Origin of the sequence: Neobacillus cucumis (assembly GCF_016908975.1) — a bacterium.
Classification (GTDB): Bacteria; Bacillota; Bacilli; order Bacillales; family Cytobacillaceae; genus Neobacillus; species Neobacillus cucumis.
In genome coordinates this window covers 93,291-111,406 of sequence record NZ_JAFBEX010000003.1, presented here as the reverse complement: position 1 = coordinate 111,406, position 18,116 = coordinate 93,291, and the positions used below count along the sequence as shown (strand labels likewise).

At 40.2% G+C, this 18,116-nt stretch carries 16 protein-coding genes; 12 read left to right on the top strand and 4 right to left on the bottom strand.

Going from position 1 to position 18,116, the window contains the following annotated elements:
• The first annotated feature begins 48 nt into the window (after positions 1-48).
• From meaB to JOC76_RS04750, 4 genes are all read left to right on the top strand, one after another.
• Positions 49-1,116: a methylmalonyl Co-A mutase-associated GTPase MeaB gene (gene meaB, locus JOC76_RS04765; protein WP_372441907.1), complete on the top strand. Its 1,068-nt coding sequence runs from the start codon at positions 49-51 to the stop codon at positions 1,114-1,116.
• Between the two features lie 87 nt (positions 1,117-1,203).
• Positions 1,204-1,641 carry a BrxA/BrxB family bacilliredoxin gene (locus JOC76_RS04760; RefSeq protein WP_205176449.1) on the top strand — a complete coding sequence of 146 codons (438 nt, stop codon included), beginning with the start codon at positions 1,204-1,206 and terminating at the stop codon, positions 1,639-1,641.
• A 130-nt stretch (positions 1,642-1,771) separates the two neighbouring features.
• Positions 1,772-2,761 (top strand): aromatic acid exporter family protein, encoded by a 990-nt coding sequence (locus JOC76_RS04755; RefSeq protein ID WP_205176448.1) that lies wholly within the window; start codon positions 1,772-1,774, stop codon positions 2,759-2,761.
• A gap of 49 nt (positions 2,762-2,810) precedes the next feature.
• Complete coding sequence (locus tag JOC76_RS04750; RefSeq protein WP_205176691.1) at positions 2,811-3,296, top strand: L,D-transpeptidase; 486 nt, start codon at positions 2,811-2,813, stop codon at positions 3,294-3,296.
• A 42-nt stretch (positions 3,297-3,338) separates the two neighbouring features.
• On the opposite strand, the gene prli42 is transcribed toward JOC76_RS04750, so the two are convergent.
• Complete coding sequence (gene prli42, locus JOC76_RS04745) at positions 3,339-3,455, bottom strand: stressosome-associated protein Prli42 (RefSeq protein WP_307784688.1); 117 nt, start codon at positions 3,453-3,455, stop codon at positions 3,339-3,341.
• Between the two features lie 336 nt (positions 3,456-3,791).
• Between prli42 and mce the strand changes: the two genes are divergently transcribed.
• The 4 genes from mce to JOC76_RS04725 all read left to right on the top strand — a co-directional run bounded on the left by mce (position 3,792) and on the right by JOC76_RS04725 (position 8,317).
• Positions 3,792-4,205 carry a methylmalonyl-CoA epimerase gene (gene mce / locus JOC76_RS04740; RefSeq protein WP_205176446.1) on the top strand — a complete coding sequence of 138 codons (414 nt, stop codon included), beginning with the start codon at positions 3,792-3,794 and terminating at the stop codon, positions 4,203-4,205.
• Complete coding sequence (locus JOC76_RS04735) at positions 4,202-5,752, top strand: acyl-CoA carboxylase subunit beta (protein WP_205176445.1); 1,551 nt, start codon at positions 4,202-4,204, stop codon at positions 5,750-5,752. Before mce ends, JOC76_RS04735 begins: the two co-directional genes overlap by 4 nt.
• A gap of 87 nt (positions 5,753-5,839) precedes the next feature.
• A complete protein-coding gene (locus JOC76_RS04730) occupies positions 5,840-6,961 on the top strand; it encodes a tripeptidase T (RefSeq protein WP_205176444.1) in 1,122 nt (373 codons plus the stop codon).
• A gap of 78 nt (positions 6,962-7,039) precedes the next feature.
• A complete protein-coding gene (locus JOC76_RS04725) occupies positions 7,040-8,317 on the top strand; it encodes a DNA polymerase IV (RefSeq protein ID WP_205176443.1) in 1,278 nt (425 codons plus the stop codon).
• 137 nt (positions 8,318-8,454) lie between these two features.
• Here the strand turns inward: JOC76_RS04725 and zwf are convergent, their stop codons facing one another.
• A complete protein-coding gene (gene zwf / locus JOC76_RS04720; RefSeq protein ID WP_239557564.1) occupies positions 8,455-9,921 on the bottom strand; it encodes a glucose-6-phosphate dehydrogenase in 1,467 nt (488 codons plus the stop codon).
• Positions 9,922-10,161: 240 nt separating this feature from the next.
• Between zwf and rnz the strand changes: the two genes are divergently transcribed.
• Entirely contained in the window at positions 10,162-11,088 is a 927-nt protein-coding gene (gene rnz / locus JOC76_RS04715) for a ribonuclease Z (protein WP_205176442.1), read from the top strand.
• A gap of 38 nt (positions 11,089-11,126) precedes the next feature.
• Here rnz and proC read toward each other — a convergent pair whose 3' ends face one another.
• Positions 11,127-11,969, bottom strand: coding sequence for a pyrroline-5-carboxylate reductase (gene proC / locus JOC76_RS04710; RefSeq protein WP_205176441.1), 843 nt, complete (start codon positions 11,967-11,969; stop codon positions 11,127-11,129).
• Positions 11,970-12,208: 239 nt separating this feature from the next.
• Between proC and JOC76_RS04705 the strand changes: the two genes are divergently transcribed.
• Together JOC76_RS04705 and JOC76_RS04700 are read left to right on the top strand one after the other, a co-directional pair.
• On the top strand, positions 12,209-13,003 hold the full coding sequence (locus JOC76_RS04705; RefSeq protein WP_205176440.1) for an SDR family NAD(P)-dependent oxidoreductase: 795 nt from the start codon (positions 12,209-12,211) through the stop codon (positions 13,001-13,003).
• 125 nt (positions 13,004-13,128) lie between these two features.
• Positions 13,129-16,311 carry a DEAD/DEAH box helicase gene (locus JOC76_RS04700; RefSeq protein WP_205176439.1) on the top strand — a complete coding sequence of 1,061 codons (3,183 nt, stop codon included), beginning with the start codon at positions 13,129-13,131 and terminating at the stop codon, positions 16,309-16,311.
• Between the two features lie 202 nt (positions 16,312-16,513).
• Here JOC76_RS04700 and JOC76_RS04695 read toward each other — a convergent pair whose 3' ends face one another.
• Positions 16,514-16,705 carry a YqzH family protein gene (locus tag JOC76_RS04695; protein ID WP_205176438.1) on the bottom strand — a complete coding sequence of 64 codons (192 nt, stop codon included), beginning with the start codon at positions 16,703-16,705 and terminating at the stop codon, positions 16,514-16,516.
• A gap of 142 nt (positions 16,706-16,847) precedes the next feature.
• Here JOC76_RS04695 and JOC76_RS04690 point away from each other — a divergent pair, with 142 nt between their 5' ends.
• Positions 16,848-18,107 (top strand): Y-family DNA polymerase, encoded by a 1,260-nt coding sequence (locus tag JOC76_RS04690; protein WP_205176437.1) that lies wholly within the window; start codon positions 16,848-16,850, stop codon positions 18,105-18,107.
• Positions 18,108-18,116: the final 9 nt, after the last annotated feature.

The window sequence follows — 18,116 nt, the reverse complement described above, 5'->3', positions numbered from 1 at the left end:
ATGGAAGAGGATCGAAAGCCGGAATGGGGTGATCCCCACTGTTTAAGTATGATCAGAAGTGGTCAGGAGTTAGAGGGGCAGTCCATTTCTGTAAAAAAAAATGCCCGCTTTCAAAAACGCAAGCAAGCAGAGCCTTCCATTGATGTTCTATATGAGGGTGTCCTAAAAGGTGAACGGAGCCTGCTTGCTAGAGCGATAACCTTAGTAGAAAGCAATGCTGAACAGCATTTTCAAGAAGCACAACAATTGCTGCAGAGACTCTTACCGCGAACTGGTAAATCGATACGAATCGGCATAACTGGTGTACCAGGAGCAGGGAAGAGTACCTTTATTGAGTCATTTGGGACGTATTTGTGCAGTCTTGGATATCGAGTTGCGGTATTAGCAATAGACCCAAGTTCAAGTATCTCGGGTGGCAGTATTTTGGGTGATAAGACAAGAATGGAACAATTGTCCAAACACGCAAATGCTTTTATCCGCCCTTCGCCTACGGCAGGAAAGCTTGGCGGGGTACATCGAAAAACGAGGGAAGCCATGCTAATTTGTGAGGCAGCAGGTTTCGATGTTATCTTAATTGAAACAGTTGGTGTAGGTCAAAGTGAAATAATCATTCGAGATATGGTTGATTTTTTTATGCTGCTTACCTTGACAGGAGCTGGGGACGAACTTCAGGGCATGAAAAAAGGGGTTATCGAATTGGCTGATGCCATAATTGTTCATAAAGCCGATGGATCCAATAAAGAAAGAGCAGAACAAACAAAGCATGAGTATAACCAAATTCTACACTTCCTTCAGCCTGCTACGAAAGGCTGGGTAACAAAAGCTTATACCTGCTCTTCCCTAACTCAGGAAGGAATAAGTGAAATTTGGAGAGTCATTCAATCTTTTGAAAAGAACATCAAAGTAACAGGGGTGTTTGAGGACAGAAGGAGAAGTCAAGCGAGAGAATGGTTATATTCAATGATTACCGACCAGCTCCATTTTTTATTTTATCATCATAATGGAGTTAGAGGTGCTCTTCCTAAACTAGAAAATGAAGTGATTTCTGGGGGAAAGACGGTAGCTGCTGCTGTAGAAACCTTAATGGATATTTTCATATCAACCAAAAAAACGTAAATGTATTCCTTGACCATTTTATTTGGAAAAAACACATTTCTACTGTTATGATGTAGATATATACTGAATAAGAAGGAGTGTGTTTATATGAGTATGAATTTTAATTTTTTTATGAATGATGTCGTCAATCAAGCTCGTCAAGAAATCGTGGCGGCTGGGTATACAGAACTTAAAACACCTGCTGAAGTAGAAGATGCTTTAGCCCAAAAAGGAACTACCTTAGTCATGATTAATTCGGTCTGTGGTTGTGCGGGAGGGATTGCGCGCCCAGCGGCAGCACATGCGCTTCACAATGATCGACGCCCTGACCATTTAGTTTCTGTATTTGCCGGTCAGGATAAAGAGGCAACCGAAACCGCAAGAAGCTATTTCACCGGATATCCGCCTTCTTCGCCATCTTTTGCTTTATTAAAAGATGGAAAAATCTTAACCATGATAGAAAGACATCAAATTGAAGGCTTTGACCCTGCCACAGTTGTTGCAAAGCTGCAAAGTGAATTTGATAAATATTGTGAAGAAGTATAATGATTTACAAAAAGCTAATCTCTAACAGGGATTGGCTTTTTTTAGTAATAGGCCACCTAGAAAGATGCTATAATGTTGATATCTTAGCGTGGGTATTTTTAAATCATCTTTTTACTTTGAAGGGGGAAAAATGAAGTTTTCTATCGGATATCGGACCATTAAAACAGCCATAGGATTCGCCATTGCGATTTTAATAGCAAAACATTTAGGTCTTCAAAACTATGCATCTGCAGGGATTCTAACGATTTTGTGTGTGCAGGTAACCAAAAGAAGATCACTTCGTACTGCATGGGATCGTTTTTTAGCTTGTGTGTTAGCTATGCCTTTTTCAGCTCTTTTTTTCGAAGGAATTGCCTATCATCCAATTGTAATTGGCATTATGCTGCTAGTCTTTATTCCGATCATTGTTATGTTGAAGGCTCCGGATGGAATTGTCACCAGCAGCGTCATTATTTTACATATTTATATGGCTCACCATATTTCATGGTCATTATTTTTAAATGAACTAGGAGTCATAACGGTTGGTATTGGAGTTGCGCTACTCATCAACCTTTATATGCCGAGTGTTGATAAAAAGCTAAGAAATTTTCAATTGAAAATTGAGGAGAATTTTAAAATTATCTTTTGTGAAATGGTAAGGTACTTAAGAAACGGTGAAAGCAACTGGGATGGAAAAGAAATTACGGAAAGTGCGAATCTGCTTAATGTAGCCAAAATGCTTGCCTTAAGAGATTTTGAAAACCATATTCTACGTGAAGAAAACGTTTATTTTGAGTATTTTAAGATGAGAGAGAAACAATTTGAAATTATTGAGCGTGTGTTACCGATGGTTACTTCACTCACTAGTACAGTGAAGCAAGGAGAGATGGTCGCAGCTTTTCTTGAGGAACTTTCCGAAAATATTCATCCCGGGAACACGGCTTATATTTATATCGATAAATTAAGAGACATGAAAAAAGAATTTGAAGAAATGGAACTTCCTAAGACAAGAAAGGAATTTGAAGTCAGAGCAGTACTGCTGCAATTAGTGAATGAAATGAATGAATATCTGATAATCAAAAGCTCTTTTTATGTAAAAAAAGTAAATGCGCATGAAATGAGAAAAGCCGAGGCAAACTAGGGAAAAAAAGTAGGTGGTTGGATTGATTAAATTTTTATCGCCTCTCCTCATGACTTTTTTTCTCTCACCACTTTGGCCGTTAGGGGAAAATCCCGTTCCTGGTGATCCCTTTGTGATTGTGAATAAAACGAAAAATGAACTGGCGCTTATCAACGATAATAAAGTTCAAACGATTGTCAGCGTCGGAACCGGCAAAACGCAAGAATTAACTCCTGAAGGTCTTTTTACGATAGCTGTAAAGGCAAAGAATCCCTATTATCGTAAGAAGAATATTCCCGGGGGGGACCCCAATAATCCACTTGGGGCTGGCTGGATAGGGTTTGATGCAAAAGGAACGGATGGACGAATATATGGAATTCATGGAACCAATCAGCCAGCATCAATAGGGAAATATGTTTCTCAAGGTTGTATCCGCATGCAAAATGAGGTTATCAGCTCACTTTATCCATTAATCCCTCTTGGAACGAAAATATTGGTTACTTCTACAACTAAATCATTCGATGCATTAGCAAAAGAAAATGGAGCTATTAAGTAAGAGAAGGGACTGTTCAAATTTGAACAGTCCCTTCATATTTTTTTATGATAAAAATCGCGCAATTCCTAATAGGAGGGTTGAGGCTAACATGGCAAAAAGCATTAGATAGACAATAATTTTTCTGGTTTTCTTTTTGGACAATTTAAATTCCTCCCACATCTTTTAAAGCTTTAACTATTATTTTACTAGGAAAAGCTTAAATGAACAACGGTACAAGTAAGTAAAAAAGGAAGGATTTATGAACTTTTTACCGAATTAGGTAATTATTCGATTGATTTTAATTTTGGCTGTGTTAAACATGGAGGTTGATTTCCACTCCAGGCGCTCAGCAAACCCGCGGGCGTGCCGGGGAGCCTCCTCGGCGCTAAAGCGCCTGTGGGGTCTCCCCAGCCCCGTACTCCCGCAGGAGTCGAGCGCCTTCCGCTCCATTCAACATCGTTCCAAAATCAACAATAACCTTTAACACAGTCTAATTTTTAGAACAGAGGGGAAAACATGATTGAAAAAGTCGACCATATTGGAATTGCTGTAAAGTCTCTTGAGAAAACGCTGCCATTTTATACGGATGTATTAAAGCTTTCGTTGCTGGGGGTCGAAGAGGTGGAGAGCCAAAAGGTGAAAGTGGCTTTTCTAAAAGCAGGTGATACCAAAATAGAGCTCTTAGAGCCATTGAGCGAGGAAAGCCCGATTGCAGGATTTATTGCCAAACGCGGTGAAGGGATTCATCATGTAGCTCTAGGTGTGTCGTCAATTGAAGAAAGAATAGCTGAAATGAAACAACAGGGGATTGGAATGATTGATGACCAGCCGAGACTAGGAGCTGGCGGGGCACAAATTGCTTTCATGCATCCAAAATCAACAACCGGTGTGCTATTTGAGCTTTGTGATAAAAAGGGGTTGGGGAAATGATTGACATTTATGAAAAGATAAATGAGTTATATGATAAGCGCAGAGAAGTAGAACTTGGCGGTGGGGATGAGCGAATTGATAAGCAGCATGAAAAAGGGAAGTTGACCGCCCGGGAAAGAATCGACCTGTTAGTCGACAAAGACAGTTTTGTGGAATTAAATCCTTTTATTGAGCACCGTACTAACGATTTTGGTATGGATGAGCAAAAAGGACCTGGCGATGGGGTTGTAACTGGGTTTGGAAAAGTAAATGGACGGCCAATCTATCTATTTTCACAAGATTTCACTGTTTTTGGCGGGGCGTTAGGGGAAATGCATGCGAAAAAAATTGCAACGGTTATGGATTTAGCAGCTAAGAACGGTACTCCCTTTGTGGGTCTTAATGATTCTGGCGGTGCCCGCATCCAAGAAGGTGTTGTTTCACTTGACGGTTATGGTCATATTTTTTACCGGAATGCTATATACTCTGGAGTCATTCCACAAATTTCAGTTATTATGGGTCCGTGCGCTGGTGGTGCGGTTTATTCACCGGCCATTACTGATTTTGTCTTTATGGTGGAAAACACAAGCCAAATGTTTATTACAGGTCCTAAGGTCATTGAAACAGTAACAGGAGAAAAGATTTCTGCAGAAGATCTAGGCGGGGCAAATGTTCATAACTCGATCAGTGGAAATGCTCATTTTCAAGCTAAAACGGAAGCTGAGGTATTGGATAATGTGCGGAAACTCTTAAGCTATCTGCCGCAAAATAATGGTGAAAAGCCACCAGTGGCAGAGTCGGAGGAAGAGAACGATTATCGTCCAGATTTAATGGATGTCATTCCATTTGATGCCGTGCGTCCTTACGATGTCCGAAAGGTGATTGAACAAGTAGTGGATGATGGCACCTTCATGGAGATTCATCAAGACTTTGCCAAGAATATAGTTGTTGGATTTGCCCGTATCAAAGGGGAAACAATTGGACTTGTTTGTAATCAGCCAAAAGTAATGGCGGGAGGCTTGGATATAGATTCTTCCGATAAAGCAGCAAGGTTTATTAGAACGTGTGATTGTTTTAATATTCCTATTATTACATTTGAAGATGTTACTGGTTTTTTCCCAGGGGTCAAGCAGGAACATGGGGGAATTATCCGACATGGGGCAAAAATTTTATTTGCCTATTCGGAAGCGACTGTTCCTAAATTAACGATTATTTTAAGAAAAGCATATGGCGGTGCCTATGTAGCGTTAAATAGTAAGTCGATTGGTGCGGATTTAGTTTTTGCGTGGCCAAATGCAGAAATAGCCGTAATGGGTCCACAAGGGGCAGCTAATATTATTTTTGCAAAGGAAATCAACAGTAGTAAAAATCCAGAGCTGACAAGGCAGCAGAAAATTGAAGAATACCGTCAAAAATTTGCTAACCCATATGTGGCAGCAAGCAGGGGCATGGTCGATGATGTAATTGACCCGCGTGATACTAGAATTAAAATTATTCAAGCATTGGAAATGCTCAAGAATAAGAAAGAATCCCGACCAGCTAAAAAGCATGGAAATATCCCTCTCTAAGTTATCTATTATTTCTATCATTTGATGGTATGGAATTAATAGAGGTATACTGAAATAGTGAGTACATATATGGGAGGATCTAAAATAATGGTTAATCAAGAACGACTTTTAAATGAGTTTTTAGAACTTGTACAAATTGATTCTGAAACGAAATTCGAGGCAGAAATAGCAAAGGTTTTAAAACAAAAATTTTCCGAACTTGGCCTAGATGTTTTTGAAGATGATACGACTGCTATAACAGGACATGGAGCAGGTAACTTAATCTGTACACTTGCTGCAACAAAAGAAGGAGTAGATCCTATTTATTTCTCCTGTCATATGGATACCGTTACACCTGCGAAGGGGGTTAAACCATCCATAAAAGACGGCTATGTTGTAACAGATGGGACGACTATTCTAGGTGCCGATGATAAAACAGGTATCGCTGTCATGCTAGAAACGATTCGATTACTAAAAGAACAAAATACGCCTCATGGCTTAATCCAATTTGTTATTTCTGTTGGGGAAGAATCGGGCTTACATGGTGCAAAAGCAATTGACCCTGCATTGTTAAAAGCAAAATTTGGCTATGCTCTTGACAGCGATGGATTAGTTGGAAATGTGGTGGTTGCAGCGCCTACACAAGCAAAAGTAAAAGCAGTTATCTACGGCAAAACAGCACATGCCGGTGTGGCTCCCGAAAAAGGGGTCTCTGCGATTACCATTGCCGCGAAGTCAATAGCAAGGATGCCACTAGGAAGAATTGATCATGAAACGACTGCTAATATTGGCCGTTTTGAAGGCGGTCAAGCGACCAATATTGTTTGTGATCGTGTTGATATTTTAGCAGAAGCTCGTTCGCTTATTCCTGAAAAAATGCAGTCTCAAGTGAAAAAAATGAAAGAAGCATTTGAAACAGTTGCAGCAGAAATGGGAGGCAGAGCTGCAGTCGATGTGGAGGTCATGTATCCAGGCTTCAAATTTGGCGAAGGGGACGAAGTGGTTGAAATTGCTCGCAGCGCTGCAGGAAAAATTGGCCGCAGCTGTGAACTTTTGCATAGCGGTGGTGGAAGTGATGCCAACGTATTTAATGGCTTTAATATTCCTACCGTAAACTTGGCTGTTGGTTATGAAGAAATTCATACCACAAATGAGCGTATGCCGATTGAGGAATTGTATAAGCTGGCTGAAATGACGATTGCTATCATCAAAGAAGTAACCAATCAATAGTCGTAGAATTAGGATGGAGAGTCAGCAGACTCTCCTTTTGTTATAATAAAAGTATTACTTGATAAGGGTGTGTTTCGCTTGAAGGAAATGTATCCGAAAAATGGGCGAGTCATTTTACATGTGGATATGAATAGTTTTTACGCTTCTGTTGAAATGGCCTATGATCCGAATTTAAAGGGTAAGCCGCTTGCCATTGCCGGTAATGTAGAAGAGCGAAGAGGAATTATCGTTACCTGCAGCTATGAAGCAAGGAAATTTGGTGTAAAAACGACTATGCCACTTTGGGAAGCGAAAAAACTTTGCCCTCAGCTGGTCGTTATGAAACCGAACTTCGAGCGGTACCGGGCGGCATCGCTTGTCATGTTTGAAATATTAAGACAATATACGGAGCTAGTTGAACCGGTTTCCATTGATGAAGGTTACATGGATATTACCGAAAGCTTTTCATTGGGAAGTCCCATTCAAATTGCTGAGAGTATCCAAAAAAGAATTCTAGAGCAACTCGATTTACCCTGCAGTATTGGGATTGCACCGAATAAGTTTTTGGCGAAAACAGCCTCTGATATGAAAAAACCACTGGGAATTACGATCCTGCGAAAACGTGATATTCCCACTGCACTCTGGTCATTAAATACGAATGAAATGCATGGGGTTGGAAATAAGACTGCCGAAAAGTTGAAAACAATTGGCATTTATACAATTGGGGAACTAGCAAAAGGGAATGAGATTCAATTGAAGTCTCTTCTTGGTATCAATGGGATTCGTATCAAAGAAAGGGCGAACGGGATTGATTCTAGACCTGTTGATCCAGAGTCCGTATCTGAATTTAAAAGTGTTGGAAATTCCACTACTATGCCTAGAGATATTAGTAATCAGCAAGAACTGTTTCAGGTACTTGAGGGATTGGCCGAAACCGTTTCGACCAGATTGCGACGTAAAAACGTTATGGCATCTGCTTTAGCTATTACCATTCGTTACAAAGATCGGAAGACGATTACGAAAAGTATGAAGCTGTTAAATCCTATTAATCATAAAGATGATATTTCTACGTTTGCGAAGCAGCTTTTTATAAAAGCTTGGAATGGGGATCCTGTCAGATTATTAGGGATTACCGGAAATGATTTAGTAGAGCAGGATCACGCTTACAAACAATTAGATTTGTTTTCTTACGAAAAAGAGGCAAAAAAAGAGCCGCTATTAAAAACTCTATCGACCCTTCGTGAAAAGTATGGGAAAAATATAATTGAACGGGCTGGCTCACAAACCAATGAACAAACCAAAAATATCGGAACTGGCACGAGTTTCAATAAAGATTTCTTACGTTCAATATCTGATAAAAAGCAAAATGAACACTAAAAAAGCTCCACTTTGTTATGTACAAAGGGAGCTTTTTGACATTATAAGAAATTTTAACTTCGAGAATTGTCCAGCTCCAGCGCCTAGCCCCTCGAGGTCTTAAGCTTGTCGGGGCTGATCAAGGCGCTTACGCTTTTCTATTTACAAATATCTACGTCTAAATCGGCAACAGGCCACCAGAAATAGCCATCTTTTTCTAATAATTCATCAGCTTCTTTAGGACCCATGGTACCGGATGCATAATTAGGGAATGTAGCTTTTGTTTGTTCCCAAACAGCAGAGATTTTATCAACGAATGCCCAAGAGTAGGCAACTTCATCCCAATGGGTGAAATTCGTTGCATCTCCTCTCATACAATCGTACAAGAGTTTTTCATAGCCTTCAGGAGTATTCATCGCTTGAATGCCTGTATTGGCAAAGCTTAATTTGACCTCTTGAGCATCAAGATGACCTCCCGCTTTTTTAGCGTTTAGATGCAGGGTGATACCTTCTTCAGGTTGAATGTGAATGACAAGCAAGTTTGGATTCAACATCTTTTCCGGTTGATAATATAAATTCATTGGAATGTCTTTAAATTGGACCACAATTTTTGTTGATTTAGTAGCCATTCTCTTACCTGTTCGAATATAAAAAGGAACGCCCGCCCAACGGAAATTATCAATCATTACCTTACCCGCTACAAAAGTCTCTGTATTGGATTCCTTATTTACCATTGCTTCATCGCGGTATCTTGGAACGTTAACATCCTCCATCGTTCCTTCACCATATTGCCCCCGAACAAAATATTCTTTTACTTCATCGCCTTCAATGGTTCTAAGGGATCTAAACACTCTGACCTTTTCAGACCGGACTTCATCAGTAGTGAGACTAATTGGAGGTTCCATTGCAAGCAATGCGACCATTTGTAGCATATGATTTTGCAGCATATCACGCAAGGCTCCGCTTGTTTCGTAATAACGTCCGCGCTCTTCCACCCCAAGCGTTTCACTGGATGTTATTTGAATATTCGAAATATAACGGTTATTCCAAAGAGGTTCAAAAATAGCATTGGCAAAACGAATTACCTCAATGTTTCGAACCATTTCTTTTCCTAAATAGTGGTCAATTCGGTATACCTCTTTTTCAGAAAAGGCACTTCTTATTTGTTTGTTTAATTTTTTAGCAGATTCTAAATCATGCCCAAATGGTTTCTCAATAACAAGGCGTTTATATCCTTTTACATCAGTTAGACCATCGGATTTTAAATGCAAGGCAATCTGACCAAAGAATTCGGGAGCCATTGCCAAGTAAAAGATTCGATTGCCCTCAAGATCATAATTCTCATCAATCTGATTAGCAAATTTTCTTAATGTTACATAAGAGTTAGAATCTGATACATCATGTGATTGATAGTAGAAATGGGAAACAAACTCATCAAGATTTTCTTTGTTTCCTAAGGCTGAGATGACGGAATCTTTAACTGATTGCTGAAACTCCTCATTAGAAAGAGATCTTCTTGCTACACCAATTACGGCAAATTTGTCTAGTTTATTTCGGGAATATAATCGGTAAAGGGAAGGAAATAATTTTCGCTTCGCTAAATCACCCGTTGCACCAAATATCATAATTAACGATGTCATGTTTTGCTCCACGTCTTGTACCTCTTTTCTAATAGCCTTGTTATGTATTTTTTTATTTGCTTACAGATATCTAATTTAGCGGTTTTTTTTAGGTTTCGCAAATATATTGAATTGCATGTAACAAAATATTGTGATTTTTTCCTGATATTTAGCCTTGCTGAGCATTTAAAAATAGTTTGTGATATAGTATCCATAAGGAAAAACGGAGTAGAGAGGAGTTTTCAATTGGATATATTTTTTTTAGGGACAGGCGCTGGAATGCCGGCGAAACTACGAAATGTTACTTCCATTGCCCTCAAATTGTTGGAAGAGCGAGGGGCTGTTTGGCTTTTTGATGCTGGCGAAGCAACCCAACACCAAATTTTACATACATCCATAAAACCAAGGCGGATTGAGAAGATTTTTATTACCCACCTACATGGCGATCATATATACGGACTGCCAGGGTTGTTATCAAGCCGTTCTTTTCAAGGTGGAGACTCTGAGGTTACGATTTATGGGCCAAAAGGGATTAAGGAATATATTCAAGTGAGTCTTTCTATTAGTCAAACTTATTTAAAATATCCTTTAACAGTAGTGGAAATTACCGAGGGAGTTATCTTCGAAGATAACCAATTTACAGTAGAAGCACGTCTTTTAGAACATGGAATCCCATCCTACGGCTATCGAATCGTGGAGAGAGACAGACCGGGTACACTGCTTGCAGATAAATTGAAGGAAGCTGGGGTTCAGCCTGGTCCTATCTTTAGACAAATAAAAAATGGAGAAACCGTCACCCTTGAAGATGGCAGGGTAATCGAACCAAATAAGTTTCTAGGACCTTCCCAAAAGGGGCGTATTGTAACGATTCTTGGAGATACACGATTTTGTGAAAATGCACGAGTGTTGGCTCAAGATGCAGATTTTTTAATACATGAAGCCACCTTCTCTAAAGGCGAGGAGGAGCTTGCCTTTGATTATTTTCATTCAACAACCTATCAGGCTGCAGAGATTGCTAAACAAGCAAATTGCAAGTGTTTATGTCTTACCCATATAAGTTCTCGCTATGACCGTAATACGTGGTCTGAGCTTGTAAACGAGGCACAAGAAGTTTTTCCTCATTCGGAGATAGCAGAGGATTTTAAAGAATTTCATATCCCGCTAAGGTCATAAAAAGCACTTACCCAAAGTAAGTGCTTTTCTTAGCATGACTAGAGTGTTTTTCCTACTTTCAGCTCGGAACTTAAAGCTTTTCCCATTTTTATCGACTGTTCAGTGGCGGCTTTTATACAGGATATGAATGCCTGTTGTACTTCAAATTCTTCCAAAACGTGAATCCCTGCTTCTGTTGTACCACCTGGACTTGTTACTTCCCTGCGCAATTGTGCAGGCGATTTAGAAGAGTTTTTCACCATTTCAGCTGCACCAATTAAGGTTTGAACAATCAATTCTTGAGCCATTTGCTTATCAAGACCAATTTCATCTGCGCTGTTTTCCATTGCTTCGATCAGATAATAAATATAAGCTGGTCCACTTCCTGACAATCCTGTCACAGCATCTAACTGTTCTTCTTCTACAAATTTGGCTAACCCGACGGTTTCAAAAAGCTGCTTAATTGATTCTAACTGCGCCATAGAAACCCGTTCATTTACAGCAATAGCAGTAGCTGATTTACCTACTGCTGCCGATGTGTTCGGCATTGACCGGGCAATCGAAAGCGGTTTTCTTGCTAATGTTTCAAGTGTGTTCATTGATACTCCCGCGAGAACGGAAACAATAAGCATGTTATCAGTAAGATATTCGCGAATTGAGTCAATCGCTGTATCTGCATCCTTTGGCTTCATCGCAAGCATCACAATATCTGCTCCGTCAAAAAGGGTTCTTAAATCATACGTACTGCAAATACCATATCTCGTTTCAAGGTTTTTCAGTCTGTCTTCATTTCCACTATTTGTTACCCAAATATTTTTTTTATCAATTAAATCATTCTCAAGTATGCCTGTGATGATGGCTTCGGCCATGGAACCAGCGCCGATCATTGCAATCTTCTTCATTGTTACTCCTCCTATTGAAATGAAGTGATTATGCTTGAAGTCAGACTGTTTGTCAAGAGGTTAAAATGAGAATTTTTTATTTATTCTAATAAATACTTGTTTTAGAGAGGTTAATCTTATTTCTATCAAGCGTTTCAACTTGACTATTTATCATCTATCGGGGAAATTAATAATAATACTAGTAGGCCTGTTTCGCTTAGAAACAGAAATAGGTTTTAACCTGATGGGGTGTTCAATTAATGAGAGAACAATTGAGAGGTAAAAATATTATTATTACAGGTGCTTCGGGTGGAATTGGTGCCGAAATTGCCAGACTATGTGCTGCAAGTGGCTCCAATCTAGTCCTCTTGGCACGTAGTGTGGATAAACTTAAGCAGATTGAATTAGAATTAGAGCAAAAATATTCAACCCATGTCGATGTGTTCCAAGTGGATGTATCTGACACAGATAAAATAAAAGAGGTTTTTGCGCAAATCTTTAAGCAATTAGGTCACATTGATATTCTGGTTAATAATGCCGGCTATGGAATTTTCCGTGAAGCCCATGAAGCCACGATTGATGAAATTAAAGGGATGTTTAATGTAAATGTACTTGGCTTAATGGCTTGCACTAGCATGGTTTTGCCTAAGATGCGGGAGCGCCGCTTTGGTCATATTATTAACATTGCTTCACAGGCTGGTAAGTTCGCAACGCCAAAATCAAGTGTTTATTCAGCTACTAAGCATGCTGTTCTAGGATATACCAACGCCTTGAGAATGGAACTTGATGATTATAATGTCCAAGTAACTTCAGTAAATCCAGGGCCGATTGCTACGAATTTTTTTAAAATTGCAGATGAACAGGGGACTTATGTGAAAAATGTAAAGAGATTCATGCTCCAGCCGGAGTATGTGGCTCAAAAGGTGGTTGATAGCATGCTGACCCGAGCAAGAGAAGTCAATCTTCCACGCTGGATGAATTTAGGTAGTGCTGTGTATGTTCTTTTTCCACGGTTATTTGAACGAATAGGGAAACGAGTCCTCCCTTCAAAGTAGACGAAAACATTAACAACCTGAAAAACCTGCCTATCTGGGGCAGTTTTTTCAGGTTGTTTTTTTAAAAGTGATATAATGGACTAATTCCTTAGTTCGTTGAACTGCCTTTAGGAGGAGTCAAGGTTTTGAGTATCAAAGTAAATCAAAAAATCATTAAAGAATTGTGCGGAACGGTCTCCTTTAAAAAAGGTGAGGCATTTTTTCGCTCAAATAAAGTGACTTTCCAACAATTTGGACCTGAACGATATAAAGCAGAGGTCTCGGGAACAGAGAATTTTCATGTGGTGATTGAAAAGGGAAACCATGAGCGTTTCCACTCCCATTGCAGCTGCCCTAAACTTGTTTCTTTTCAAAAGGATTGCCAACATATTGCGGCTGTTTTAGTGGCCATCTATGATTTTCAGTCGAGTGGAACCAGTCCTATTGGTACTGAGGCTGCTAATCGGGGTGCCCTAGCTGCGGATATGCTGAATATCTTTCAAAATAAACCAAGTCGTCCCAGCCGTCATCAACACTATTTCGAAAATAGGGCTGTTCTTGATTTGGAATTTATTGTTAAAGTTATCGATGAAAAACATGGACATTCTTCGCTTGGAATGGAGTTGTGGATTGATCAAACAAAAGTGAATAATATCATGGGGTTTTTGGAAGGGATTCAACATGGCCATTCCAGCCGAGTATCTAGCACTTTTCTGTTCGATCCCAGCCTTCATTGTTTCCAACCAGGCGCTGACCTCGTCATTCAACAGCTTATTCTATTCACCCATGATCGCGCAGACTCTTCCCCCCTGAATGGCAAGAGTCTGCTGCTAATTCCCCCGTCGTCTTGGAAGCAGCTGCAGCCCTTATTATTAAAGGCACCGCTCGTAAAGATTGAATATGGCGGTAGTATCTTTGATCGTCTGCAGGTAACGGAGGAACTTCCACCTCTAAAATTTGAATTTTTGGAGGACAATTCTAATGGCTATTGGTTAAAGGTAAAAGGGCTGTCTCGTATGGTTGTTTTAGATGTCTATGGTTCCGTATTAACTGACGGTAAAATCATTAACTTAAATACGAATGATTTTCGCCATTTAGCAGAAATAAAACAGTTGCTTGATGCTTCGGGGACAAATCAACTATTCATTCCTCAAGAGCAAATAGAACTTTTTTTCGAAAAGGTTGAGCCGGGATTGAAGAGATTAGGTCATGTTCATTTGTCTCCTTCATTAGCCAAAAAATTGATACAAACACCACTGACAGCTAAATTGTACCTGGATCGGGTAAAAAATCGTTTACTTGCTGGACTTGAGTTTCATTATGACAATGTGGTCATTAACCCTGTCGAAGACAACCCTGTTTCTGCAGGCGTACGGATGATTAGAGATGAAGAAAAGGAAAAACAAATTATTGATTTGATAGAGGGAAGTTCCTTTATAAAGACGGAAAGCGGTTATTTCTTACACAACGAGGAATTGGAATATGAATTTCTTTACCATGTTGTCCCGAAGCTTCAAAAACTCGTGCAAATTTATGCTACGACGGCTATCAGAAATCGAATTTTTAGAGGAACTTCCCACCCTATACTAAAGGTGAATTTTAAAAAAGAACGAACCAATTGGCTTGAATTTAAATTTGAGCTGAATGGTATTTCCCAGCAGGAAATTAAAGACGTCTTAATGGCTCTAGAAGAGAAACGAAAGTTTTATCGCCTGAGGAGCGGGAGTCTTCTTTCGTTAGAGGTTAGAGAGTTTGAAGAAATTCAGCGTTTTTTAAAAGAAGTTCCGGTCCAAAAGGATGAGCTTGAAAACATCTACAAGGTTTCTATTTTAAACGGACTTTCCTTGCTTGATACTCTGGATGACAGTCGAGTGTTTAGGACGGAGGAATCATTTCGCCAGTTTCTCGAAACACTTAGCAGCCCAGAACGTTTAAGTTTTGAGGTGCCAGTGAGTTTGGATGCTATCCTTCGTGACTATCAAAAACATGGCTACCGGTGGATGAAGACGCTGGCCTATTACGGTTTTGGCGGAATACTAGCCGATGATATGGGGCTTGGTAAAACCTTGCAAAGCATTACTTTTATTTTATCGGAGCTTACCGCTATTCGTAATCGAAAACAGCCGGTTCTAATCGTTTGTCCATCCTCTTTATCCTATAATTGGTTAAATGAAATCATGAAGTTTGCACCGGAGATTCGTGCAGTCGTGGTGGACGGCAATCAGCGGGAACGGCACAAAATCCAGAGGGAAGCGATGGAAATGGACGTTCTTATCAGTTCTTATCCGTTGCTGCGGCGGGATATTCAGTGGTATGAGAAACAATCCTTTCATACTATCTTTTTTGATGAGGCCCAGGCCTTTAAAAACCCGATGACGCAAACGGCAAGAAGTGTGAAAAAGCTAAAAGCTAATTATCGTTTTGCCCTTACCGGTACACCAGTGGAAAATTCACCGGAAGAATTGTGGTCGATTTACCATGTGGTCTTCCCTGAATTATTTAAGGGATTGAAAGAATTCAGCTATCTCACCAGGAAGAAGATTGCTCGTAGGATACGCCCCTTTCTGTTGCGCAGAATGAAAGAGGATGTCGTTTCTGAACTTCCTAATAAATTAGAATCACTGGAAGTGGCAGAGCTTCTTCCTGATCAAAAAAAACTGTACGCAGCCTATTTAGCAAAATTAAGGGAGGATACGTTAAAGCATCTGGATAAGGAAACTATCAGGAAAAATCGGATCAAAATTCTTGCAGGTTTAACCCGGTTGCGGCAGATTTGCTGTCATCCTAGCCTTTTTGTTGACGGGTACAAAGGAAGTTCTGCAAAATTCGAAATGCTCCTTAAAATTGTGGAAGAGTCCAGACTTTCCGGGCGTAGAGTCCTCATTTTTTCACAGTTTACCAAAATGCTTGAGTTAATAGGGAGAAATTTAGGCATGATGGGACTCCCTTTTTTCTATCTGGATGGTCAAACTCCTGCTCAAGAAAGAGTGGAGATCTGCCATCGCTTTAATCAAGGGGAACGTGACTTTTTCTTAATATCGTTGAAAGCGGGTGGAACAGGGCTTAATTTGACAGGAGCCGATACAGTGATCCTCTATGATATTTGGTGGAATCCTGCCGTTGAGGACCAAGCAGCAGACCGGGCACACCGCATTGGTCAAAAAAATATCGTTCAAGTGATTAAACTGGTTACTCGCGGGACAATCGAAGAAAAAATCAGCGAGCTTCAAGATAAAAAGCGCAACCTGATTGAAGAGATTATTGATTCTTCTACTGAAAAAGACACTTCCCTTTTAACCGAAGAAGACATCCGTGAAATTTTATCTTAATATAAAGCCTCTGTTAAATCGGGATGTTGATTTCCGCTCCAGGCGCTCAGCAAACCCGCGGGCGTGCCGGGGAGCCTCCTTCGGCGCTAATGGCGCCTGTGGGGTCTCCCCTGCCCCTTACTCCCGCAGGAGTCGAGCCCCTTCCGCTCCAATCAACATCGTTCCAAAATCAATTAAGAAGCCTCTTTTTAAAGAGGTTTTTTTAATTGGTCAAATATTCATAAATCACATCATTGACAATCTCATACAAATCCGCCGCCGGCTCGTCCTCTTTCCATTTAAGAATCCGATTTATTAAGTGTACTAATTCTTGTTCGCTAATCGGGATAGCATCTGTTTCATAATATTGCTTAAAACAATTATTGATCATTTTGACCACTAGTTTTTTCTCCATGCATGACACCTCATTCTCATTATAATCGTTTTGTCCGCTGGAAACCGCTCAAAAAATTCCCATTGAATACGAACGCATATTCGCTTAAAATATGAATAGACTAAAGAACAGATGTTCTATATTTAAACGGTGGGGGAAAGTCATGATTGATTACAGCGCAATGCCGAAAAATAAAATTTTATGTGTAGACATGAAGAGTTTTTATGCAAGCTGTTCCGCTGTTATGGAAGGTCTTGACCCTTTAAGTTGTTATTTAGCTGTTGTGGGCGAGAAAAAGAGGCAGGGCAGTATCGTCCTTGCGGCTTCACCGCGCCTAAAAAAGGAATTCGGCATTAAAACGGGTTCACGCATGTTTGAAATTCCGGATGACCCCAAGATTAAAATTGTCGAGCCGAAAATGGCTACTTATTTACGGATTTCAACTGAAATTACCCGGGTATTTAACCGCTATGTTCCAAAGGAGGCCATCCATGTCTATAGTGTCGACGAAAGCTTTATTAAAGTGGATGGTGCTTCTCATTTATGGGGGGATGCTTTTACGATTGCGGAAAAAATAAAAAACGATATTGAGCGGGAATTTCAGCTGCCATGTGCGATTGGAATTGGTCCTAATATGTTAATGGCAAAGCTTTGCCTTGATCTTGATGCCAAGAAAAAAGGGGTAGGTGAATGGACATATGAAGATGTTCAGACCAAACTTTGGAACGTCTCACCGCTTCGAGAAATGTGGGGAATTGGCAGGCGTGTCGAAAAAACATTAAATAGTATGGGCATTTTCACGGTCGGGCAGCTGGCCCGCTATGATTTAGAAAAGCTGGAAAATAAGTTTGGGATTATGGGAAACCAGCTATATTATCATGCCTGGGGAGTGGACCTATCTGAATTAGGAGCCCCTATTATTCAGGGACAAATCAGTTTTGGGAAGAGTCAAATTTTATTAAGAGATTATAAAGAGGAGAAAGAGATTAAGGCTGTTATGTTAGAAATATGTGAAGAGGTAGCAAGAAGAACACGAACGCATCGAAAGGCGGGGAGAACCATTAGTCTCGGAGTGGGCTATAGTCAAGATGAATTTGGCGGCGGTTTCCATCGTTCCCGAACCATCAGACAGCCGACGAATGTAACCATGGAGCTTTACCGTGTCTGCCTTGAATTGTTTCAGGAACATTATAGTGGAAAAACAGTAAGACAAATTTCAGTTGCCATTAGCAATATCATCGACGACCGGGAACTGCAGCTTGATTTGTTTGACATGGGTGCGTCCAAAAGGCGGGAACTGGGCTATGTGGTGGATTCGATTCGCAGGCGTTTTGGATCCTCTTCCCTGCTCCGGGCTGTTTCTTATACGGCTGGCGGAACCGCTAAACACCGAGCCACACTAGTTGGGGGACATAAAATGTAATGAAAGAAG